This is a genomic window from uncultured Pedobacter sp. (genome assembly GCF_913776295.1).
GTDB lineage: Bacteria > Bacteroidota > Bacteroidia > Sphingobacteriales > Sphingobacteriaceae > Pedobacter.
In genome coordinates this window covers 1-23594 of sequence record NZ_CAJYOJ010000038.1, presented here as the reverse complement: position 1 = coordinate 23594, position 23594 = coordinate 1, and the positions used below count along the sequence as shown (strand labels likewise).

General features: G+C 38.9%; 23 protein-coding genes. 12 read left to right on the top strand and 11 right to left on the bottom strand.

Features of this window, described 5'->3' with window-relative positions:
* Nucleotides 1–222 precede the first annotated feature (222 nt).
* The 5 genes from QZ738_RS06790 to QZ738_RS06770 are packed head-to-tail and all read left to right on the top strand — an operon-like array spanning nt 223 to nt 3086.
* Nucleotides 223–690, top strand: a complete 468-nt coding sequence (locus tag QZ738_RS06790; RefSeq protein WP_293785925.1) for a hypothetical protein — start codon at nt 223–225, stop codon at nt 688–690.
* Nucleotides 691–702: 12 nt separating this feature from the next.
* Nucleotides 703–1191, top strand: a complete 489-nt coding sequence (locus QZ738_RS06785) for a hypothetical protein (protein WP_293785923.1) — start codon at nt 703–705, stop codon at nt 1189–1191.
* A 59-nt stretch (nt 1192–1250) separates the two neighbouring features.
* Nucleotides 1251–2240 (top strand): hypothetical protein, encoded by a 990-nt coding sequence (locus QZ738_RS06780; RefSeq protein WP_293785921.1) that lies wholly within the window; start codon nt 1251–1253, stop codon nt 2238–2240.
* The gene (locus tag QZ738_RS06775) at nt 2237–2554 is read left to right on the top strand and encodes a hypothetical protein (protein WP_293785919.1); all 318 of its coding nucleotides are present in this window, start codon (nt 2237–2239) and stop codon (nt 2552–2554) included. Before QZ738_RS06780 ends, QZ738_RS06775 begins: the two co-directional genes overlap by 4 nt.
* A gap of 43 nt (nt 2555–2597) precedes the next feature.
* Entirely contained in the window at nt 2598–3086 is a 489-nt protein-coding gene (locus QZ738_RS06770; RefSeq protein WP_293785917.1) for a hypothetical protein, read from the top strand.
* A gap of 339 nt (nt 3087–3425) precedes the next feature.
* Here the strand turns inward: QZ738_RS06770 and QZ738_RS06765 are convergent, their stop codons facing one another.
* The 3 genes from QZ738_RS06765 to QZ738_RS06755 form a co-directional block, all read right to left on the bottom strand.
* Complete coding sequence (locus QZ738_RS06765; protein ID WP_293785915.1) at nt 3426–4376, bottom strand: DUF5977 domain-containing protein; 951 nt, start codon at nt 4374–4376, stop codon at nt 3426–3428.
* A gap of 63 nt (nt 4377–4439) precedes the next feature.
* A complete protein-coding gene (locus QZ738_RS06760) occupies nt 4440–4751 on the bottom strand; it encodes a hypothetical protein (protein ID WP_293785913.1) in 312 nt (103 codons plus the stop codon).
* A gap of 606 nt (nt 4752–5357) precedes the next feature.
* Nucleotides 5358–6041: an arylesterase gene (locus tag QZ738_RS06755; protein WP_293785911.1), complete on the bottom strand. Its 684-nt coding sequence runs from the start codon at nt 6039–6041 to the stop codon at nt 5358–5360.
* Between the two features lie 100 nt (nt 6042–6141).
* On the opposite strand from QZ738_RS06755, the gene QZ738_RS06750 reads away from it, so the two are divergent.
* Entirely contained in the window at nt 6142–6834 is a 693-nt protein-coding gene (locus QZ738_RS06750; RefSeq protein ID WP_293785909.1) for an ABC transporter ATP-binding protein, read from the top strand.
* Nucleotides 6824–9358 (top strand): FtsX-like permease family protein, encoded by a 2535-nt coding sequence (locus tag QZ738_RS06745; protein WP_293785907.1) that lies wholly within the window; start codon nt 6824–6826, stop codon nt 9356–9358. Before QZ738_RS06750 ends, QZ738_RS06745 begins: the two co-directional genes overlap by 11 nt.
* A 173-nt stretch (nt 9359–9531) precedes the next feature.
* Here the strand turns inward: QZ738_RS06745 and hxlA are convergent, their stop codons facing one another.
* Together hxlA and hxlB are read right to left on the bottom strand one after the other, a co-directional pair.
* Complete coding sequence (hxlA, locus tag QZ738_RS06740) at nt 9532–10164, bottom strand: 3-hexulose-6-phosphate synthase (protein WP_293785905.1); 633 nt, start codon at nt 10162–10164, stop codon at nt 9532–9534.
* A 29-nt stretch (nt 10165–10193) separates the two neighbouring features.
* Nucleotides 10194–10823 (bottom strand): 6-phospho-3-hexuloisomerase, encoded by a 630-nt coding sequence (gene hxlB / locus QZ738_RS06735; protein WP_293785903.1) that lies wholly within the window; start codon nt 10821–10823, stop codon nt 10194–10196.
* Nucleotides 10824–11027: 204 nt separating this feature from the next.
* On the opposite strand from hxlB, the gene QZ738_RS06730 reads away from it, so the two are divergent.
* From QZ738_RS06730 to QZ738_RS06720, 3 genes are read left to right on the top strand one after another with little or no spacing between them, the layout of a single operon-like run.
* Nucleotides 11028–11891, top strand: coding sequence for a helix-turn-helix domain-containing protein (locus QZ738_RS06730; protein ID WP_293785902.1), 864 nt, complete (start codon nt 11028–11030; stop codon nt 11889–11891).
* A 41-nt stretch (nt 11892–11932) separates the two neighbouring features.
* Nucleotides 11933–12115, top strand: coding sequence for a hypothetical protein (locus tag QZ738_RS06725; protein ID WP_293785901.1), 183 nt, complete (start codon nt 11933–11935; stop codon nt 12113–12115).
* 48 nt (nt 12116–12163) lie between these two features.
* Nucleotides 12164–13453, top strand: coding sequence for a gluconate:H+ symporter (locus QZ738_RS06720; RefSeq protein WP_293785899.1), 1290 nt, complete (start codon nt 12164–12166; stop codon nt 13451–13453).
* A gap of 1201 nt (nt 13454–14654) precedes the next feature.
* On the opposite strand, the gene QZ738_RS06715 is transcribed toward QZ738_RS06720, so the two are convergent.
* Nucleotides 14655–15944, bottom strand: a complete 1290-nt coding sequence (locus tag QZ738_RS06715; RefSeq protein ID WP_293785897.1) for a hypothetical protein — start codon at nt 15942–15944, stop codon at nt 14655–14657.
* Nucleotides 15945–16259: 315 nt separating this feature from the next.
* On the opposite strand from QZ738_RS06715, the gene QZ738_RS06710 reads away from it, so the two are divergent.
* Nucleotides 16260–16502, top strand: coding sequence for a helix-turn-helix transcriptional regulator (locus QZ738_RS06710; protein WP_293785895.1), 243 nt, complete (start codon nt 16260–16262; stop codon nt 16500–16502).
* Nucleotides 16503–17170: 668 nt separating this feature from the next.
* Here the strand turns inward: QZ738_RS06710 and QZ738_RS06705 are convergent.
* From QZ738_RS06705 to QZ738_RS06690, 4 genes are all read right to left on the bottom strand, one after another.
* Nucleotides 17171–18523, bottom strand: a complete 1353-nt coding sequence (locus tag QZ738_RS06705; protein WP_293785893.1) for a DUF3825 domain-containing protein — start codon at nt 18521–18523, stop codon at nt 17171–17173.
* Nucleotides 18524–18528: 5 nt separating this feature from the next.
* On the bottom strand, nt 18529–20304 hold the full coding sequence (locus QZ738_RS06700) for an AAA family ATPase (protein WP_293785892.1): 1776 nt from the start codon (nt 20302–20304) through the stop codon (nt 18529–18531).
* Nucleotides 20305–20326: 22 nt separating this feature from the next.
* On the bottom strand, nt 20327–21232 hold the full coding sequence (locus tag QZ738_RS06695) for a BRCT domain-containing protein (protein ID WP_293785891.1): 906 nt from the start codon (nt 21230–21232) through the stop codon (nt 20327–20329).
* 203 nt (nt 21233–21435) lie between these two features.
* Nucleotides 21436–21651 carry a hypothetical protein gene (locus QZ738_RS06690; protein ID WP_293785890.1) on the bottom strand — a complete coding sequence of 72 codons (216 nt, stop codon included), beginning with the start codon at nt 21649–21651 and terminating at the stop codon, nt 21436–21438.
* Nucleotides 21652–21799: 148 nt separating this feature from the next.
* Between QZ738_RS06690 and QZ738_RS06685 the strand changes: the two genes are divergently transcribed.
* On the top strand, nt 21800–22546 hold the full coding sequence (locus QZ738_RS06685) for a hypothetical protein (protein WP_293785889.1): 747 nt from the start codon (nt 21800–21802) through the stop codon (nt 22544–22546).
* A 153-nt stretch (nt 22547–22699) separates the two neighbouring features.
* On the opposite strand, the gene QZ738_RS06680 is transcribed toward QZ738_RS06685, so the two are convergent.
* On the bottom strand, nt 22700–23008 hold the full coding sequence (locus tag QZ738_RS06680) for a hypothetical protein (protein ID WP_293785888.1): 309 nt from the start codon (nt 23006–23008) through the stop codon (nt 22700–22702).
* Nucleotides 23009–23594: the final 586 nt, after the last annotated feature.

The following is a 23594-nucleotide window of genomic DNA, read 5'->3' as shown; positions in this document are numbered from 1 at the left end:
AGTTTTTGAATTGTGCTGAACTTTGTATCTTAGCCATAGTAAATTTCTTTCGCAATTAAATTTACTAAACAGCCGCTGCTTTTTAAAGCAACGGCTGTAATTTTTATACCCTTTTTAGTCAGCCCCGCATCCTTTTAGCGGTAGCCGGGATTAACCTGAAGTTATACCTGAAACAGCTGTTATGAAAATGAAGTACATATTATAATCGCCATCATCATAAAAATGGAAGCATTTAAATACTTAGAACAAGAAGGAAATATTTATTATCTGAAAGCACAAAAGGGACTTCTATATACCCTTACATTTGGCTGTATCGCGGCAATAGTAGCCATATTAATATACAGTACGAGCAAAGCGACATTTTTATATGTTACTATTCTGGCTATTGTGGGGCTGTTATGCATTCTGCGCACAACAGGTATTATTATTTTCGATAGCCTAAACCGCGAAATACAGCGTAAGCGTTTTTTCTTCAGCACTCCTGTAAACTATCGCTTTGACGATTTCGATCATTTTCTCATCGCAAAACAAAAGAGCTATTTCATCACCATACTTGTTCAGGCCCTTATGGTCATGAGAAAGGATAATAAAACCAGGCATATTTTATTGGCGCAAACCTTATTTACCGCTAAACCTTTGCAAAGACTTAGTGATGAAATAAGTACTATAATGGGTTTGCCAAAAAATTAGCAACAAACAGATATGGCAGGATATAATCTGGAAATAGAAAATGGAAAACTCAGTTTTCAGCCTGAACGGGATTATAAGGGTAAAATTTTGTTTTTCACGCTTCTTGCGGTAATGATATTTGTAGTAGCACCTATGCTACACCTCTATAAGGATACGTATTGGGGCATAATGGCAATTGGCTTTGTATCGGCGCTAACAGCACTTTACGATTTTATCTTCCATTTTAACGTCACCTATATTTTCGATCAATACACGGGTCAGGTATATAAAAAGATCCCTGGGTTATTTACCAGAAAAATAATGGCATTTGAAGATATATATATCCTTCATGTACAGGAAGACGGCCTGTTGCATTATGCCTTATCACGCAAAGAGAATAAATATGGCAAAAGCTTTGCCATTAGCCAACCCTTTGGCAGCAACCGCAAAAGTCAGATCAGGCAAGCCAAATTTGAAGCAGAAATTTTGACGGAAATTGAAAAAATTATCCATACAAGCTGATAAACCAGGAACATCATCATAAAATAAGATTAAAACATTATTCCGGCCAACCTAAAAACATGAACAAAGGACTTTCGATATTCTGGATAATCTACATGCTGTTTTTTGCTATTCCGTTCCCTATGTTCATCTATTACAATACGAAAGACGATAGCATACCCAACCTAATGGGCGACAATCCATGGTATTCGCTTTCTATACTTGTACTATCTATACTATTTTGGGGCATATTGTTGATTGGTTATTACCAGAAATGGGTGGTCCGCGCTTTTTTGATTAAACGTAATATAGGAAAGCTTAAAACCAACGGCGAATCGCGGGAAGCCAAGATATTGGAATCGACAAGAATCCATAAAAAAGGTCCTGCCTGCGATACCTATGAACTCACCTTGCAGTTTAAAAATCTATCAGGGAGCGTGGTTATACAAAAAGCCATGGTAAATGATTCAAAACCATATGAGCGTCGTTACGAAGTGGGCAAGACGGTTGGCATTTTGTTAGACAAGGAAGCAAACAAATCGCCTTACTTTATTTTTGCATCTAAAGCCGTAAGTATAAAAAAAACAACCATATTTCTCACTAACCTGGCCTGGTTTGCCTTTGCCTGCCTGGTTGTTTGGTATTATGTCTATTCGTATGATTTAGAAAGCAATGGCACGGGCTGGCGTTTTATGGGTATCGGCCACCCGCTATTAACCTGTGCCTTTATGCTGCTTCTTTATCGCGCTTTCGGCGCTTTTATAGTCAAAAAGTTTATCGGCAAACCTGATCAATTATTCCTGATTAAATTTAAAGGTTCGCAGACTACTGCCAGGTTAATCAAATTTAGCCAGACCGGAACCTACATCAATTCGCAACCGATGGTCGATTTTGAACTCGAATATACCAATCAGTTTAACCAAAAACATCGGGCGAACATTAAAAAGATTATAAATCTGTTTGATCTGGATAGTGTCAGGCAGGAGTATTTTTCTATTTTTTACCTAAAAGAAGATCCACAAAAAATTGCCTTCGAAAAAGACCTGAACGAACTTAAAGGAGAATTTTGATGAAAAACTTCAGAAAACTTTATTCTTTGGTTTTACTGCTCAGCTTATTCGGTTTGAGTTGTAGACAGATTACCAAAAGTGTAAATGAAACCTTTCATCCCAACGATTCTTTAGTTGAAAAATATAATAAGGATAACAGCTTTAGACAAAATAGAGCGGATGAAGGCAATACAAAATCATCTTCTATACAGCGCTGGCAAGAAAGAACCATCGCGATAAACAGTGATACTGTTAATACAGCTGAAATGGAGCTCAAAAGCAAAAGAGATGTTTCAGGACATCGAATTATTAAAGCAGAAGCAGGATTCGTCTAATAGTAAAGAAATCCAAAAAAGGATAAACCAATTCTTAAAAGATATGAAGCTACCGCAAGCCGGGGCAAAAAATATTGATGCAGAAAAACCAGCAATAAAAGCCAGAAAAGTAACACTAAGTGTTGCTGAGCTGGAAAGCGCAGAAGAAAAACTAAGAAAACTGCCACAGTACCGCAACAAAGAAATTGTAGTTTATGAGTCTGTCCATTTTTATGAAGATTGCTCCATTAACCTGTCACTACAGCATCCCGAAAACCCTAAATATGTAGATGCTTACCAGTACAAAGATGGTGCCTGGTCTGAGCCAAAGCCAGTACTGGCCCGAAACATCGAACGCAGAACATTTCCATTGAGTAAAAGAAATTTCGCAGCTGCACAAAAAGTGATACAAATCTATAACGAAAAGGCAGCTGAGATTGAAGGTGCAAAGCCTACCACCACGGCCTACATTTCTATTTGGGACAATGGTATGCGCTGGTTTCCATCAAGCATTAACGGTAGCCCTGAGCGTTTACGACCTGCAATTCAATAAAGATGGTACGTTAAAGAGTTTTAGGCAGGAAGAGAACATGAATGGATGACCTAATTTCTTTCGTACGGCAGATAATTGATGCTCAAGTTTTCCCGATTTCCAGATCCAGATGCGGCATAATTATTTACATGCAATACCTGATATTAGGTACGAATTAAAATTTTTACAAAAACATCAAAGGCTTATTATTCAAGTATGGGAACAACACCAAATGCAACTTAAAGTAATAGTCAAAAAAAAATAATATTATAAATCGATTGGAAATCATTAAACAAGGTGCATTTTTAATGAAAATCGCCTCAATTATTTAAATTAAGGCGATTTCTCAACACATTTTTTTTAATCTTGAAATATCCCAAATTCGTCACTGAGATACTCCTCACCACTATCTAAAGATGTTATTCTGATCTTTGCACTGTAATGAATTCCCAAGGCTTTGGTTAAACAGTTAACTAATGATCCATTATTTGGTACATTATCAGCAATTAATGTTAATTGATTTGACGCATCTTTATCAAATAACTCAATTTTAACATTCTGCCCTGTAATTCTTGAAACATCCCACAATAAATTCTCAGAATATTCTGACCACTCAAAATCTCTCGTACCCTTAGGAGTTTTTATTTCCTTTCCAAGTATACAATTACCAGTTGTATTTGCAAAATTTTGTCCGTTTGTATTAATATCAATTTGTGCTTTTGAATCTGCATCTGTCTGAGATATAGTAGAAGAGTATTTTTTTGCTGCTACTGTATATACAACTAAACTTCCAGTAGAAAATATATTACAGTTGCTTTTATAGAATTCTTCTTGTCTGATAACATTATAATAAACAGTCTGTACAGGAGGTTCAATTATATAATTATATCTCTGAGTATTTCCTACTGGCGATAGCCCCGGCTGTTGCATAAGTAAATCAATTGGTTTTCCTGATAATTTTGATTTATCAATACTTAGGGTATAAACTTTCTTTAAAAAGGTTTCACCTGCTACAAAATCTGTATGCAAAACTTCTTTCCATCCTGAAAGCAGGACAACTTCATCATTTGTGTTTTTAGTTGCCAGCACTACTTGGATTTTTCCTGGTTTAGGGTTTCCTTGATTATCTCTCCTGGTTTCGAATTGAACTTCTATTTTAATTTCTGTTGAAGGCGTATTTTTTATAAAAATCTTATCACCTTGAAGATATTCATTTTGAACTTTAAATGTAAAGACAGATACTTGTGCGTAAGTAGAGTTAACGATAAGAACAAGAATTAAAATTTGATATATTTTTGTAATGATTTTCATTGATTTAGTTTTTGATATAGAGGGTTATCACTTAATGACGATATCGTGTTAGCTATGTAATCTTTACAATTGAGATTGCTTATAGGCAAATAACAAATCTGATTTTGTTATCTGATTTTTCCCTCTCCAAATAAACTGTTCTTTAACAGCATTATAGCTAACAGAGTCTACATCTACATCAGCATGTTTAGCCATAAATCTTTTTAGTTCGACAATACTGATTTCTTTTTTTGAAGAATCTATTGCCACAGTTTTTTCTATTTCAGCAGAAATTGAAACGTCTTTTTTACAAGACATAATGAAAGTGGAAAATCCCACGAAAATAAAAACAGGAATGCAATTCCTTGTTAGGCAATTAAAATGTTTCTTAGTCATAATCTTATCTTTTTTTTTCTAAAATTATGCCATCTATTGTTTATAGAATATTAACAATTCATTATCAATATCGCTGATTAATTATTTAAATAGTTTTAAAATACATTCATCGTGATAAATAATCACAAAATAAAACTACCATCAAACTAATGTTAAATTACATATTAATACAGATTAAGTACGATAGATATTAATGATAAATGCATTTGACATTTGACCATAATTATTACACTTTATGTCTTAAAACATTACAGCTTTGACATTTCGGTCTCCCATCAAATCGGGAATAATAATTATTTAAAGATAAAGTAATAGCTTTCGACCGCGATAGAGAAATCTTTGAGCCATCCAATAAACATAGTCTAAAGATTTCTCCATTTCGCTACGCTCCAGTCGAAACGACTAATTTTACAATCTGTTATTTGGTAAATGTTGCGGACCTTAAACTCCATTGCATTAAGATTCCCACCTGCGTGGGAATGACGATCGACTTCGGTCCTCATACCAACTCAGTGCCCTCTGTGCTTTTCTCTTTGTGACCTCTGTGGTTAAAAAATTGAAAATAGAATTAATTCTGCAGACTAACTGCAGTTAAAAGTGTTTGAACTACAATAAATCTTTCAACACCACCCAAACATTTTCTGCTAAAATCTTATCCCCTTCTGCTGTAGGGTGAATACCATCGGCCTGGTTTAATTTTGGAACACCACCTACTTTATCCAATAAAAAAGGGATCAGTGCCATATTGTTTTTCTTTGAAAGTTCAGGAAACATGTTTTTAAAATCGGCAGCATATTTTGCCCCCATATTCGGTGGAACCTGCATTCCGGCCAGTACCATTTTAGCATCCGGGTATTTAGCTTTTACCCGATCGATAATCGCTTGCAGGTTTTTTGTGGTCTGTACAACAGGCAACCCTCTAAGCCCATCGTTGGCTCCCAGCTCCAGCACAAAAATATCAATGTGCTGTTTTAGCAACCAATCAATCCGCGCTTTACCACCGGCAGAAGTTTCTCCGCTTAAACCACCATTAATGACGTTATAAGGCATTTTTAAAGAATCAATCCGGTTTTGGATCAATGCAGGGTAAGCTTCCGTTGGGTCGAGCCCGTAACCTGCAGTTAAACTGGTGCCGAAAAAAAGGATATTCTTTTTTTGGGTTGGCTTGGCAGCCTCTTTTTGGTCACTTGAATCTAAAGTTTTATCTGTATTTTTTTCGCTTTGCCTGTTTCCGCAGCCTATCACCAAAAGGCTCAAAACAAATAGCCCCATTAATCGTTTTCGTAACATATCTAATTAATCTGTATCTAATTATTAAACCAATAAGTTAACAGGAAATGCCCTGTTATGTTTTGGCTACATCTATACGCAAACCCTAAAAACTCAGCTATTGGAAAGCATATTGAACATTCGAAATGTAAGCAAAATTTACCAAAGTGCCGGACGGCAACTCACCGTTCTAGATCATATTAATTTCTCCATCACTGCGGGCTCAACGGTGGCCATTACCGGACCATCGGGAAGTGGAAAAACCACTTTGCTTGGTTTATGCGCCGGTTTAGACAGGGCCAGCAGCGGAACGGTTGAATTGAAGGGAATTGCACTCGAAAAATTAAACGAAGATCAGCGTGCGGCCGTTAGAAATCAATATATAGGATTTATTTTTCAGAACTTCCAGTTGTTGCCTACATTAACCGCGTTAGAAAATGTGATGGTGCCTTTAGAATTAAGAGGTGCCAGAAACATCCGTAAACATGCTTTGGAACTATTGGATAAAGTTGGTCTGGCCGACCGTTCGCATCACTATCCCATTCAATTATCGGGTGGAGAACAGCAGCGCATTTCTTTAGCCAGGGCATTCTCTAACCAACCTGCTGTACTGTTTGCAGATGAACCCACCGGAAACCTCGATGCCGAAACCAGCGAAAAAGTAATCAAATTGCTGTTTGATTTAAATAAAGATGCCGGAACCACTCTGATCATTGTAACACATGATCTTGAACTGGCTGCCAGAACGGAAAGAAATATCAAAATTAGAGGTGGCATCATCATTTCAGACGAAAACCCTGCTTATGTCCAATAGCCTTCCAAAACAATCTGTTCCGTTTTCCTGGCTGTTTAAAATGGCCTGGCGCGACAGCAGGAAAAACCGCGCCCGTCTCTTGCTTTTTATTTCATCCATCATTTTGGGCATTGCGGCCCTCGTTGCCGTTTATTCCTTTAAAGATAATCTGCAAAAAGATATCGATGCACAGGCAAAAGAACTTACAGGGGCTGATCTGGTTTTGGATAGCCGTAAAGGTGTAAGCAAAGCCATGCAAAAAATGCTCGATACGCTTGGCGATGAGCGCTCGCAGGAAAAAACCTTTGCTTCGATGATTTATTTCCAGAAAGGCGGAGGCAGCCGCTTGGTACAGATGAAGGCGCTGGAGGGAAATTATCCTTACTATGGTGCGATAGAAACTATTCCGATGGATGCAGCCAGGCAGTTTCAGTCAGGCAGAAATGCCCTGGTAGATCAAACCCTGATGCTGCAGTTTAATGCAAAAGTTGGCGATTCGGTAAAAATAGGCGACCTCAATTTTAATATTTTGGGCACCCTAACCAAAGCACCCGGACAAACCGGTATTGGGGCCAGTATAGCACCCACGGTTTACATTCCACTAAAATTACTTGATAAAACCAATCTGATTAAAACCGGAAGCCGGATCAACAATAAATTTTATTTCAGGTACAATGATCCTTCAGGAATAGATGAATGGGTAAAAAAGAACGACAGTAAATTAGAACAGGAAGGATTTGATGCCGATACGGTAGAATCGAGAAAAGAACAAACCGGGCGATCATTTAAAGATGTGAACCGCTTTCTGGCTTTATCTGGTTTTATTGCGCTCCTATTGGGATGTGTGGGTGTAGGTAGCGCCATCCATGTATATATCCAGGAAAAATTAAGTGCCATTGCTACGCTTAGGTGTTTAGGATTAAAATCCCGTCATGCCTTTCTGATCTACCTGATACAGGTCTTTTTTATTGGCTTAATCGCTGCTACATTAGGGTCGGCTTTAGGTACGGGCATACAGTTTTTGCTTCCATGGGTATTAAAAGATTTTCTACCGATCGAAATTACCATGCAGGTTTCGTGGCCGGCAGTGGGCCAGGGTATTTTGCTGGGTTTGATTATCTCGGTCCTCTTCGCCCTTCCTTCACTTTTATCCGTTAGAAAAATTTCACCATTAAATGCCATCCGCATCTCTTTCGAAAAAGCAGGTGGAAAAAGAGATTCGCTAACCTGGGTAGTGTATCTGTTGATGGCGGCCTTTATTATGGCTTTTACACATTTGCAGATGAAAACATGGTTACAGACGCTGGTATTTACCGCCAGTATCGCCATTGCCTTTTTACTGTTAATTTTATTGTCTAAAATCCTGATGTTTCTGGTGCGAAAGCTTTTACCCAGCTCATCCGGTTATTTATGGCGGCAGGGATTTGCCAACCTGTATCGTCCAAACAACCAAACCTTAATGCTTACCGTGTCTATAAGTTTATCAACCACATTTATCTGCACCCTGTTTTTTGTGCAAGGCATATTAATGAGCCGCGTTACTTTGTCGTCTGGCAATAACCAGCCCAATATGGTGATGTTTGATATCCAGAATACGCAAAAAAATGGTCTGGACAGTTTAACAAAAGCTTTCAAATTGCCGTTGATGAACCAGGTACCGGTAATTACCATGCGCATTGAAGAAATTAACGGGAAGAAAGCCAGTGCAGATACCAACAACAGGAGAGCTTACCGCAACGAAATCAGGGCAACTTATCAGGATACTTTAACCGCAGCAGAAAAAATTACAGCTGGTAAATGGACCGGAAAAATAAAACCCAATGAAACGGTTTATATTTCTTTGGATCAGCGTTATGCCCAATCTATTAATGTCGGTTTGAATGATAAAATCCTTTTTAATGTTCAGGGCATGATGATCCCAACGGTTGTTGGAAGTTTAAGAGAAGTAAACTGGAGCAGGATGCAGACCAATTTCAGGGTCGTTTTTCCAGCCGGAGTATTGGAAGAAGCACCACAGTTTCATGTGCTGATGACCAGGGTACCATCTGGCGAAGTTTCAGCACGTTTTCAGGGAGAAGTGGTACAAAAATTCCCAAATGTATCGGTTATCGATTTAGATCTGGTATTGAAACTCTTAGACGAGTTATTGAGCAAAATTGGTTTTGTCATCCAATTTATGGCTGGTTTTAGCATGGTAACCGGATGGATTGTATTAATATCTTCGGTATTAACCAGTAAAAACCAGCGCATAAAGGAAAGCATTTTATTACGTACCATGGGCGCAAGCAAAAAGCAGATTTTAGCAATAAATGCAATCGAATATTTCTTTTTAGGTGCTTTTGCAGCAGCAGTGGGATTAATTTTAGCCATAGGTGGCAGCTGGGCGTTGGCTAAATTTACTTTCGATGCCACCTTCATACCTCCATTGGTACCAACGTTATTGTTGTTCTGCTCAATTGTATTGCTAGTGGTAGTTACGGGTGTATTAAGCACAAGAAGTATTTTGAACCAGCCGCCGTTAAAGATTTTGAGAACGGAAAGTTAGTTCAAACGAAATTCATTACACTATATAACAGTAACAATTATGGAAAATCATTTAACCATAACTTACCCGAACTTCGGGAAATAAAAAGAATGCACACAGATAAATACAGCTATAAAAATCTGTGGTTATCCCTGTGCATCTGTGGTTAAAAGCCTTTATCTAATGATAGTTTCCTATGCCGCATCAATTGCTTCACGAAGTGCTTTGGCGGCTGCAGCCGGATCTTCAGCACCATAAATGGCTGCGCCTGCAACAGCTACTATTGCTCCTGCTTTGATAACAGCGGCAACATTATCAATATTTACCCCGCCTGCAATCGAAACCGGAACACCAGCTCTTGCAGCCTCATCAATTAACACCTGGATAGAGTATCCTGCGGTCCACTGTTCATCCAAACCAGCGTGCAACTCTACAAATTCTACACCTAAAGCAGTTACCTCCTGAGCTCTTTTAACCCGGTCAGGGTAACCGATCGTATCTACAACCACACCCTTTCCATGTGCTTTTGCAGCTTTAACTGCTCCAATAATGGTTGCATTTCCTGCAGCGCCCATAACAGTTACTAAATCAGCGCCTGCTTTAAATGCGATATCAGCTTCCAGTTCACCTGCATCAGCCGTTTTTAAATCTGCAAAAACCAGTTTATCGGGATGTGCTGCTTTCATTGCAGTAATCACCGGCGAACCCATATTTTTGATTAAAGGAGTTCCCAGTTCAATGATATCTACATAAGGCGCAACTTTTGCTGCTAATGCCAATGCTTCTTCTGTTGTTAATAAGTCTATTGCTACTTGTAATTTTGCCATGATGGTATTGATATATAATTAACTAATTGTTATTCGAGATTAGCATGTCTTTTCCAGAGTTCTTCTGCCGGTTGACCGCTTAATTTCCAAAGTGACTGAAAAACGGCATCATTGAGCAGAAGGAGAAATTGTTCAAAAAGGCTCCCGGCATACTGGGTGGATACCTTTTTACTGTGGTCTTCTTTCTCTGCGGCCGGAACCAAAACCAGGTGATTGCACAATTTTGCCAAAGGCGATTCCGCATTTGTGGTAATGCCCACTACATTTGCGCCAGCTCCAATCGCCTTTTCTACTGCCCGCACAATTGAACTGGTTGCTCCTGAACCCGATGCCGCAATCAATAAATCGCCGGTTCCGATGGCCGGACTGGTGGTATCGCCAACATAATATACGGTTAGCCCAAGATGCATCAACCGCATAGCTGCCGATTGCATGGCGAAACCCGAACGTCCTGCAGCCGTAATAAAAATCCGTTTTGCTTGCTGGATGTGGTATATAAAAGGAATAAGCCGATCTAACTGCACTTTTCTTGCCAATTGTGTATTCTCTTCTATAATGCTGTCCAGGTTCATTTGCAGATCCCAGGCCAGTTGCTGGTTATCCAGCTTATCTGTAAAAACTTCATTATTAATCACTTCTACTGGTTTTTTTGATTCCATTTTCACTTTTGCATTAATGGCTCAAAGTTATGGTACCCAGCTAAACGGAAGGTTACACATTCAGCTAGTTATATGGTACAATTTGGAAATATATGTAAAGAAAAGTCATGAATCAGCCATAAATAAGACCCATTTTCCAAATAGTCCACCATAATTACCATTTAATCCAATCGTTAAAAATTTAAGTTTTTAACTTTAACCACCATGAGTTTATCAACAGAAAGCACCCTTCTGGAAAGGGCCATTATTTACGTCCGCGATTTAAGCAACTGCCCGCCCAGCTACCTTAATGATCCGGGCAGAAAAGAATTCTTTGAAATTGTATGGCTTAAAAATGAAGAGCCTTTACACGCCCTGCAACAATCCGAATTTGATAGTAAAAGTGATTGGATCTATCTGATTCCCCCTTACCGTGTACATCAGCTTAACAAGGCAGGCAAAAATGGAGTCCTAATCTCATTCAAAAGATCAGTATTGGACGGAGAAGAAAAAGAATTTTTGCTTGATCTGTTCAAAATCTTTAATGTTCAGGGTGAATTTTCGTGCCTGAGGCTCAATTCAGAAACAGCAGCAGAGCTGAACAACATTTACAGATTAATTGAAAGTGAATATCAGAAGGCAAATAACAATTTAGTGATCACGAAGGCATTGCTAAAGGTGTTTCTGTTAAAATTGATACAAGTTAAAGAACATGAATTTACCAGTCATGATGTACAGCAGAAAAGGGTTTATGAATTTTTAATGTTGCTCGAAAGCAATTACCAAAAGGTAAGGAATACTGATTTTTATGCGGGCAAAATCGGAATCAGCTCTAAACGACTTAACCAGATTTTAAAAGAAAAACTAAACAAAACCGGCATGCAGATCATTCACGACCGCATTATACTGGAAGCTAAACGAAAAATTATCCACAGTGAGCAAACCATCAAAGAGATTGCCTACGAACTGGGTTTTTCAGACAGACCATATTTTAGCCGTTTTTTTAAAAAACAGACGAAACAAACACCCGAAGAGTTTCAAAAACAAGCCAGAAACCACATTGAATCAAAATTTAATACGCTGATCTAAAAAAGCTAACATGTTCTCTGAATAATCGATACTTTTACATCATGATCAGACTAAACAGCGATACCCCAAATGATATTCTTCAGGAGGTAAAAATCGGCGATATGGTAACCGATACTTTCAGCAAAACCGGCCTGGTAGAAAGCATAGAAGTAAAAGACGATGGCCTGTACCGGATTTACGAATTTAACCTCGTGACCGGAAGAACCATTACGATTAAAAAATAGTCGGGTTAAAAGCCTATATTTAATCGCATCACCTCATATTTCTAGCCAATGTCATTATTGATCCTGCTTTTCGGTATTCTATCACTTTTTGTTTTGATCTTGAAAAAGATTAACCCTATGATCGCCCTGCTGGCTGTGGCGATTGTTACAGGTCTTTTATTAGGAATGCCTGCAACCAAAGTAATGAACTCCATTAGCAACGGAATTGGCAGTACGCTGGGCAGCATGGTTATGGTTTTGGCCCTCGGCGCCATGATGGGCAAACTGATTGAAGATAGCGGATCGGCAAAAAAGATCGTTTTCATTTTAATCGGCGCTTTTGGAAAAAAGAATATCCAATGGGCCGTACTGTTAACAGGCTTATTGGTAGGCATTCCATTATTTTACAATGCGGGTTTTGTGGTGTTAATTCCATTGGTTTTTGCCATTTCAGCAGCAACGGGACTATCAAAACTGCACGTTGGTATCCCAATGGCCACAGCCCTCTCGGTTACCCATGGTTTTTTACCCCCTCACCCTGGTCCTGTGGCCTTGGCCGGTATTTTCCATGCCGATATTGGTAAAACCTTAATTTACGGTTTAACATTAAGTGTGCCTATCGCAGTTATTGCCGGAATCTATTTTCCACGGCTCATTCTCAAACGGGATCAATCTGTAACGGTTCACAACTTTAATATTAGTGCAGATGAAAATCTTCCTACAGCTTCAATGAGTTTTATTACTGCATTGCTGCCGGTATTTTTAATCATCGCCGGCACCATTGGGAGCAGTTTTAAGATAGATTATATCGGTAAACCATTAGTTACATTCCTGGCCGATCCTACTGCTGCCCTGCTAATTTCAGTTATTATAGCCCTGGCACTCCAAAAAACCTCCATTGCAAAAGCGATGGAATCTTGCGCGGAAGGGGTGAAAAGCATTGCCATGATTATCTTGATTATTGCAGCTGGCGGCGCCTTTAAACAGATATTGATTGATAGCGGGATGGGCGAAACCGTAAAACAGCTTACCGGCAGCCTAAATTTATCGCCCCTACTACTCGCCTGGCTCATTACCGCATCACTCCGGGTAACCCTGGGTTCGGCAACAGTGGCCGCGTTAACTGCTTCTGGTATGGTACTGCCTTTAATTGGCCCAGGCGCACCGCCAGAATTAATGGTCTTATCCGTAGGTGCGGGAAGTTTAATGTTTTCTCATGTAAACGACACTGGTTTCTGGATGTTTAAGGAATATTTTAACCTCAGCTTAAAAGAAACTTTTAGCACCTGGACCATGATGGAAAGTTTAGTTTCTGTTTTAGGACTTGTGGGGGTACTAATATTGAACCAGATTTTGTAGGGAAGAGAGTTGTCAACTTTAATAACCATAGCGCTATTAAGTTGACAACTCTTCAAAAGGCCATAGATTTATCTGATAAGCAAATCTTTCAATCAAAAGATCCTTCGTACCTACCGTTGACAGAATCTACTAGTCTGGTCGTCATCTCGACTGCAGCGCAGCGAAATGGAGAGATCTTTGAACTGAGTTATTGAAATCTAATTTAAAAGATTTCTCCCCGCCTGTACGGGCAGGCCTGTCCGCACAGGCGGGCGCTAAGGTCGAAATGACGGATTTTTTGCAATAACGGCAATCAAAAGATCCTTCGTACCTCAGGATGACAGCTAGAAAAGAATCCCTCTACTCCACGCTATCTGCACCCCGCTACCCGGCCTCGCAGATTTCCGCCGGAAAAAGCACGGAAATCTGTGCACTCCCCCTTCATACCCCACAGCCCAAGGCAGGATCAAAGCGAGAGCGGCGGGACAAAGCCAGGGTAAGAGCCTCGATGCTGCCGCAAATTAGATTTCCGTAGCTTTTTACAAGGAAGGATGCAAGCCTTGATTTTTGGTTACCTTTTTATCAAGAAAAAGGTAAGAGCCTCTCGGCGGCGGTGAGCCGAGGCAAGACTGAGCGAAGGGCAAAGAATAGCGAACGCATTAAGGTTCCCGCCTGCGCGGGAATGACGAACGTATTATAGCGAGCGCCCTAAACCCCTATCCGCCTATCGGCACCTTTCCCCTGAAAGGGAAAGGACTAAAAAACAAACTATTGCAGCCTGCAATACGCACCATGCTATATGCACAATGCTATCTCCACCCTGCTACCTGGCCTCGCAGATTTCCGCTCACCATTGGTTCTTTAGGCACTTTGCCAACTCCCTTTCACCACCTCACAACCTTAACCGAAGTACGCCCGTCAATCCCAAGGGCCGGCTGAATCAAAAAAACAGGTGCAGAAAAGCACAACCAGCACTACCAAACCTCAAACGCAGTGAGTTTTGTGCTTCATGTTGGCAAAACCCCCTCACTAACCACTAACGAACAAACCCCGAAGGGCTCAATCAGACCAAAGAAACTAACCAATACACCTGATTAAACAAAGTGCCGCTGTTTTTTTGATGTGCTAGAGCTATGCGCAAAAGGCCCATTGCCGGATTGACGAAGCGCTTTGAGTACTTTGGCGCGACAAAGTACCATGCCCCGCGGCATAGAGCGCCCCCTTACCCCCTCTTCACCTCATACCACTTCCCCACTCCCTCTACAAACTCCTCAAAAAACTCCTTATAATAACGTTTAAGCACCTGCACCCTAAAATTTACCTTAGTAAAAAACCAAACCAGTTTATAATCCATTTCGGCCTCAAGCAAATACCACAGATACGATTTAGCGCTATCGCAAACTAAAAAAAGCCCGGGTTGATTCCTGTCCAGATGCAGGCTTTTCCCTTTCACTTTAAGTTTCAGCTGCAGTTCGTAATAATCGCCCTCATCCTTTAACACGAAACTTAAAACAGGTACCTCCATCGCAAATTCAACCAGTTTCATATCCCGCATTACCGGTTTGCCCGTAACATTGCGCAGGCCATAAGAGTAGAAGTAGTGCATAAAGCGTTGCTGCATCAATAGCGGTAAAGCCTTGTGCCATAACTTAAAAAGCGCGACCTGGTTAGCATCATTAATCGCTTTCGTTTTAGCGGCAGTATCGGGCAGGTGGTTATTGACACTAAAGCGTATGGCTGCGATCTGTTTCATGGCGAAGCAAATGCGGTTCAGCTCCTCCTGCTGTGGCGAAAGGCTGATGCCATCCACATCATGCGGGTTAAACACGAAACGTTTAAAAGATTTTACCGTTTTAAGGTAAGCCGTGGCCGCAAAAACATAAGGAACTAAAAAAGGATAATGGTTGCTGTGGAAATGCTGCAGATCGGTATTGGCGAAACAATAACCAATGCTAACCGGTGCCAACCGAGCCGTAACCTGTTTACCCGACAGCCTTTCACGCGGTACTACCGCCCGTTCCTTAACATCCGGCAAATCATCACCAGGTCTAAACAAACCTCTAAACTTTTGCTTCAAGGTAATGGTGATGCCGTCAGGTTTCTTAACCACATCTACAAATCTCGACCGCTTATTGCCCAAAGCAAAACATGCCGGCCAGTAATATGGCTGAAAATCGCAGTAACCGCTCCGCATCATGGCGCTCAAAGTAAGGTAAGCATAACGCCCAAGGTAGCTTTCATCCGTATCCACACTACAGCTCACCAACAGGCAATCGTATTCTACCGAGATGTACACCTTTGCCTCTTCCCCTCCCAATTTAACAGTAACGGTTAACAAACCCTGCTCAAAAGAAAGCGATGTGATGCCCAACGGCTCTGGCCTTTTACCTGCACTGAGGGTGCAATGCGACTCCAGCACCGCTAACCTTAATACCCTGCTCCCCTTTTCTAAAGGCAGTTTGTAAAACCGCGAAAGCGGTTTATCTGCAATGGTAATGGATTTAGTTTTCATACTCGTATGATTTTACGAGTCTTGTTGGGCAGAACAGTCCCTAAATAATAAATGTGGGACTGCTTACCATAACTACATTAAAGTTTCTGAGGCCTTACGTGACATGGATTTACAGCAGCCCCACATCTATTTCGATGTACAAATATATACATCTACACATAGATATGGGTATTTAATCTGCTGTCTTGCGCCACGGCCTCAGATTTTTGTAGTTGCAAGACTTTTATTAATACCTGAATTGTTAAATCAAATATAAAGAAAATTCTTAGCAATAACTAAGAATGAAAAATAAAAAAAGTATGTTCTTTTAGACTGATGAGAAAAAAATCAAGCTTTGAGTTAGCAATAGTAGAAAATGTTAAAAGACTAAGGAAGCAGAATAATAAGTCTCAAACATACCTTGCTATGATTCTGGATGTTTCAGATGGATACATTGGACAAATAGAAAGTCTAAATTCCGGTAGCATGTATTCTTATGATCAACTTAATAAAATAGCAAAAGATTTAAATTGTAGTCCAAAGGAATTTATGCCTGAGAATTCTTTAAATTTTGACTAAAAGAGATATAAAATTTGCTAAAGTACTAATATAGAGAAGGATTTTTTAACTAGGCAAAAGAAGATAATTCCCAAAATTCCTTCTAATTCTTCAGCGGGTGATAACAATAAAATCATTTCCGGAAACAATAATACCGTAAAGCAAAAGACTCATCAAATAAATGGAACAAACCTAGGATTTAATGGCGACATCTCAATTTGCAACGAAAAAGATTTTAACGTACAAGCGCAAAATGAATTTATCAAATTTGCTAATGATTTGTATCGTGAAAAGCCTTATATTGATAACTGCTTTATGATTTCATCTACCCCTCAATCAAATGGCGGAAAAATTGCGTCTCAAATACACCAATTTTCTAGTCAACCAAGGATTCAGAAGCACGGGAAATGGGACAGTATATTCAGACGGTGTTTTATCTGGCATCTCCATTGACGTAAACTAATATAACTTGTATATATTGTTCCGTAACTTCCTTACGATTTTACAAAATTCATAATTTCTTCCAAGACTGTGCTTTTACACTAATACTAAAAAAGGTAAAATAATTAACAAAACTATATTTTTCATTTTAAAATTTATTACTTCGAATACTCGATTACCATTCAAGAAATTTATTCTAATGACGAACTATTAGAATAAATTTCTTGAAGTTAACTATAACTAAAAAATTAAACATCAATTCTATCTTCTTCGTTAGTAGCTCTTACTTTTTCTTCGAGTGTTTCTGTATCTGCTTCTTTAACTGGATCTAACCATTCTCTATCTGGCTTTGCTAAAAGTCGAGCATTACTGTAAGCCCATTCAAGTTTTAAAACAGTTCTACTTATATACCTCTTACCATCCTTTTCAACCGCTAAAGCAAGATCTGCTTTATCTTGTGAAAGCAGACTTAGTGGCAATAATAGTTGAAGTGTGCCATTATAGTAATGCGGTACTGCCGCTTTATAGTTACGTCTTACTCTTTTTCTCGCCTTATCCAAACCTTGATCTAGTAAATCCTTCAAAATACTGTCAGGCAATGCTTTTAACTGATCTGGAAACCTTTCTTGCCGATCACGTAAAATATGATCATATTTTAATTCGTGATGAAGACTAGTGTCATATAATATCTCTGAGTGTTCTTCCATTTCCTTAAAATAGTTAGCCCATTCTGGTTTTTCAATAAATGCACTCATTTCCTGATCACTGGATTTACAAAATTTATTCAGTACCCAATCAGGATCTATCTTTGTTCTTTTAGATGCATTTTTGGTAAAATATGCAAATATTTCTTCCTGATATTTAGTAGCTAAACCAGTATTGAAACATGCACATTCTATTTCCTTAGAAACTGGCTTCTTAGTTGTTTTATCCCTATATTTATATTCGGTTTTAGCAACTGCTATACGTTTTTCGTGATAAAGTCTCTCTTCCTTGCGGAGCCTCGAAAAAGTATAGTATAGATAATTGGATAAGACAGGTAAAAACCTATGCTCAGGGTCTGAGTTAAGGTAGTCCCATGGCTCTGGCGATAGGGTAGCCAAATAAGCAATTTTATTATCCCAGTTCGGAAGAATAGCAAACCTTTCGAGGGGCTTACGGCCATCGTAAAAAATATTTACTGCTTTTTTTCCATATCTATCGTCTTGATCAGTATCGAATTCAATTTCGTCGCCACTCTCAATTTTAACTCTTGTATATTCATGAACAACCTCCGCATCTGTATTTACAAAGTCTTTATAAAAGATAGAATATTCTTCATTATTCTGGATACATTTAACAGTTCCTGTTCCCTCCTCAAAATCAAGTATAACCCCTGAATATCTTTTGCCTACTCTTCTGAGATTTTTTGCGGCATAACTATCTTGAAACTTTCCTGATACCAATTCAAACTCTACCTCTTCGCCCTTAATTAGGTAAATTGCTTCGTCAGTAATATCTTGTGTGTTTACATATACATCTTTCTCCAACCCGTCAACTATAATCATTCCATGAAAAGCACTCGGATTAAAGTATCTGACTATTCCATTTTTAATTATCATATCATTTATTTAATAATATTATTCGCTTGAACTAAGTCTAAATAATTCTGAAGCTCGGACAAATCAGTCCATTCAAGACAATTTTTCGGAGTCTTTTTACTATGGCTTATTAGCGCGTCTAGAAGGCTTTCTATCAAAGAAAATTTATCTTGATCATTAGTTATAACCTCTAGAGCATTATAAGGCTTATCTGTCTTCGTTTCTGTTGCGAAATAGGCCATTTCGAAATTAGGAATAGAAGCTAGCAGTCGTATTGAGATGTCCCCTTTCACGTCATTAAGACTATTCTTAATTTTTAAATTGTTAGTCCAAGCTGGATTTGCTCTACTACCATCTTTTACAAAAGGCTGATCGCTATCATGTAGAATTGAATAACTAGCACCAAAATGATTCAATATTTTACAAAGCGATACTATAGTTGATTTTCCACGAGCACGAATTATATGAATATCTCGGTATTTTTCTGGCTTTTCTTGTCTTATATAGTTGAATGCAGTGTATTCTGTATCGCCTTCTACGACAATCACTTTCCCTCCGAAAAAGAACTCCGCTACGTAGGGATCACATGCATTTAGAAGTTTGATGTTGCTTCTATCATCTTCATCAAATTTAACTTTGTCTGGCCGAAAAATTGTTGTTCCTTCAACTTCTCCGTTTAGATTTCGGTCGACTTTTACTATAGTAGTATTATCTCTTGTAAAGTCAATGAATATTGGAGAATGTGTTGTAACCATGACCTGCCAATTTTTGGATGACGGTAAATCATATAGGACTTTACAAGCCTCTCGTATAGCACTCGGATGTAGGCATATTTCTGGCTCGTCAATAAGTAAAAGGTAGGGTCTTGTAACGGCAGTTCCCTCTTCTTTGTTCTTACGGTTAGTTTCTGCAATATATTTTAGAGCCGTCCAAAGTAACGTACGTCTTGCACCACTACCTTGCTTATCGACTGTGCTTTGAAAACCTCCATCAGGTCCCATTTTCAAATGCGATTGCCATTTCCAAAGTCCTAAGTCAAGATTAGCTTCTGGTTGAGCTTCGAAATTAACTACGTAATTTGGAAAAACTTGATTGATAAGGCTTGAGAGCGACTCATTAGCTATATCAATTTGAGCTTTCGTATCTTCAATAATTTTTTTCTGTAAAGCTAAGGACTGATCTCTAAGCTCGTGATACTCGTTTCTTTCTTCAGAAGATTGTAAGCTTTTTACCCGTTCAGTAATACCAGTCATCAAAAGTTTTTTGATTTCCTTTGCCTGTTCCTCTGGATCAGAAAAGGCATCGACCTTGTGTGGCTCAGGCCTGCGACTATTAGCTATGTTTGCAGGTCCAAATGGAAAACTAGTTTCATCCCAGTCTCCTATATCGACATTCCAACCTCTTCTTTGCGGTTTACCTTCTCCAGACCACCACCATTTTTCCTTTACCAAAAAACCATCATCAATTTTTGTTAACCATTTTACGCCTACCTTTTCTTCATATACAATCGTGTGAAGTTCTATTTCAGGCAGACGATCAGGAGTTATCTGATTATTTGGGAAGTCTTCAATAGTCAGTTCTCCTTTCTTTGATCCATCAGACATAACGACTTCATAAGCTTTAAGAATTGAACTTTTTCCAGCATTGTTAGGTCCAACTAAAACTACGATGTCATCAAGGTCTATTTCTACTGGTCTATTACCTATACATCTAAAATTTTTAACAATTAGCTTTTTAAGCCTAGGTCGAAGCATGGTTTCCATGTAGGATAAATCTTCTGTTATTTTTATGTTTTTAGCCATCTGATAGAAGTATTCTTTAAATTTAAAATTTTAAATCATCAATAATATCTGCAAAATCGAATTCATGGATCAGCATTATCGTATGCCCATCCTTCCTCATATTTATCGCTTTCTCTACTTTACGCCCATAGCAAGAAAATGCCCATGCTGGGTTGCCATTATCGCCAACTATCAAATAATCTGTTTTAAGCGTAATGCCATCAGTTGGTATACCTCCAAGGTTGAGAATTTTTTGCTTCAACCCCTCTCTGCTAATTCTCTGCAGTATACCAGTGATACAAAAAGTCTTGCCTTCAAATGTAACATTGGGCTCACTGGTGCATAAACCAGAGATATTAATATGCTCAGTTTCCTTTCGAATCTGTTCACTTATCTTTTCATCTTGGATATTTACGAACTCTTTGAAATAAGCTTTTAAAACCAATCGCTCATCATCATCAATTTTGTTATCAGAAAGAACAGAGAGTATTAAACTCCTTATCTCATCGTATGGATAGTATGTGCTCAAATGTTCATTATCTTCTAACCATTTATTCAAATCAATAATTTCCTGATCATTGATTACCCCATCTGCCAGAATACCATGACAAAGCCCTTGTAAGGTTTGTAAATCAGAGGTTATAGGATTATAATAATAGTTGTCGCTCTCATACTTTTGACATAGCCAGTACAGATCTTCAATAGTTTCTTTAGATAGAATTTGTTGATTAGCTACCTCTGCAATAATATTCATAAACTCGTTAAAAGGATTTCTCCCAATTAAGGCGTCATGTGCATTCGCCCACTTTTGAAGTTCATTAATTTCTTTTTCGTTTACTTCGCCGTCTAAGTTTATGCCAAGTAAAAGGCCTTTTAAAGAACTAATTGCTTTATCTGCTTGCGCTTTAGAGGTATAGATATCTAGAATTAGTTGGTCTGGTTGTTTCATATAATTATATTCAAAAGATTAATACAAGGCCCACTGCGAACAACAATTTGAGTCGTGTGATTCAGTGATATGGATGATTAATGTAAAAGAATTTGAGAGAAGATACGAAGAGTATAGAGCTAGAATTATTTAGATACTGCAATATAAATGAACATCTTGAAATCTGCAAATATTAAGATAAGAACTCAATACCTAAAAGCTGCTTAACACTTACACGCGCTCCGCTCTACATAATCCTTTTTACCCTTACTATTATAATAAAAGCAGCCACCTTTAGAGCCCTGAAATAATTTTTGGCCTGATTTATAGGTACCACATGGTGTATAAACTTCAGTATCTGTACCTGCCCCTAGTTCATTTTGTTTGCTACAAGCCAGTATGCCTATACTTAAAAACAGGGTATAATAAAATCTTTTCATAAAGCCAAGATACCTGGCCACGAGAATTCATTTTTACGGTTTCCCTCATTCGGTAAAAAAAATCGCCCCACTCCTTTTAGTTGTAAACAAAATAATATTAACTTAATGCCAATTAATCTAATTTATTTACTTTTTAAAACTACAAATTATGTCTAAAACGAATGAAACCGGCCACGCCAAAAACGTAGCCAATTTCGAAACCCTCCTAACCTATTTAACCGGCTACGGTGCCGTGTACAACCCCAGCAATGCCAACATCCAGCTGAGCAGTTTAACCGAGAAAGCCACCGCAGCCAAAACCATTAACGAGCAGGTGCACGATGCTGCCGCAAAAAACAGCAATGCCATAGCCCTGCGCAATCTGGCTTTTAAGCCTTTAAAACAACTGAGTACCCGGATAGTAAATGCAGTAAAAGCCAGCGATGTAGCGCAACAGGTAATTGATAATGCCATTACCCACAACCGCAAAATTCAGGGCCAAAGGGCATCGGTAAAGTTAACAGAAGAAGAAAAACAGAAGCTGGCAGCAAGCGGAACCATTGTTAACCAGGTATCGGCCTCGCAACAAAGTTTCGATAGCCAGCTCGATACTTTCGATAAACAGATTAAACTGTTGGCTACCATCCCCACCTATAAACCCAACGAGGTAGAGCTGCAGCAGGCTACGCTTACCACCCTTTACAACGATTTGTTGCAGAAAAACCGCGATGTGGTAGCCAGAACAGCTGAGTTGAGCACCCTTAGGCTTAACCGCAACAAAATCCTGTACGATGCGGAAACTGGTTTGGTTGCACTCGCTTTAGATACCAAAAATTACTGCAAATCGTTATTCGGCGTAAGTACACCGCAGTACAAACAAATTTCTGGCATCCCGTTTAAAACGGTAAAAATTTAACCTGTAATGAAAAAAATCATCCCGCCCCAATACACATCCTAAAACAGCAACAGAAATAAAATCGGTTGCTGTTTTTATTTAGAAGGTGCGCTGCAAACGGTTAGCTGCAGTTATAATGTGATTAACTGCAAACTAAAAACTGTTAACTGAAAACTAAAAGTAACCTATCGCTCTAATAAAGTTGTTAACTGCGTTGGCAAAACCATCAACTGCAAATATAAACCTTCCAACTGCAAGTATAATGTTCTTAACTGCGCCGACAAAACGATTAACTGCAAATATAAATCTGTAAACTGCAAGTTTAATATTGTTAACTGCAAGTTTATAACGATCTATTGCAAATTCATAATTATTAACTGCGCTAACAATTCTGCCATCGGCAAATATAAACATACCAACTGCAAGTATAATGTTGTTACCTGCACTGAGGTAACGCTTAACTGCAACCTCTAAACTATCCACTGCAACACCTGAACTATATCTTTGATAACAAAAGATCCTTCGTACCTCAGGATGACAACAAAAGAAGAATTCCCTTTACTCCATGCTATCTGCACCCCGCTATCCGGCCTCGCAGATTTCCGCCGGAAAAAGCACGGAAAGCTTTGCACTCCCGCTTCATACCCCACAGCCCAAGGCAGGATCAAAGCGGGAGCGGCGGAATAAGGCAAGGGCTAAGAGCCTTGATGCTGCCGCTATCAAGATTTCCGTAGGTTTTTACAAGGAAGGGTGCTAGCCTTGATTTTTGGTTACCTTTTTATCAAGAAAAAGGTAAGAGCCTCTCGGCGGCGGTGAGCCGAGGCAAGCCAGAGCGAAGGCCAAAGAATAGCGAGTGCATTAAGATTAGCTTCGCTGAGCACTTCGTGGTTCCCGCCTGCGCGGGAATGACGATTTTTTTGCAATAACGACAATCAAAAGATCCTTCGTACCTACCATTGACGTTAATTTTTAATTATTTGATAATTAGTCACTTATGAAATATGCATTTCCATCCAACAAGGCCTTCGCACTGGGTCTCCGTTCTACTTAAGTCCGGCCTAACAAATTT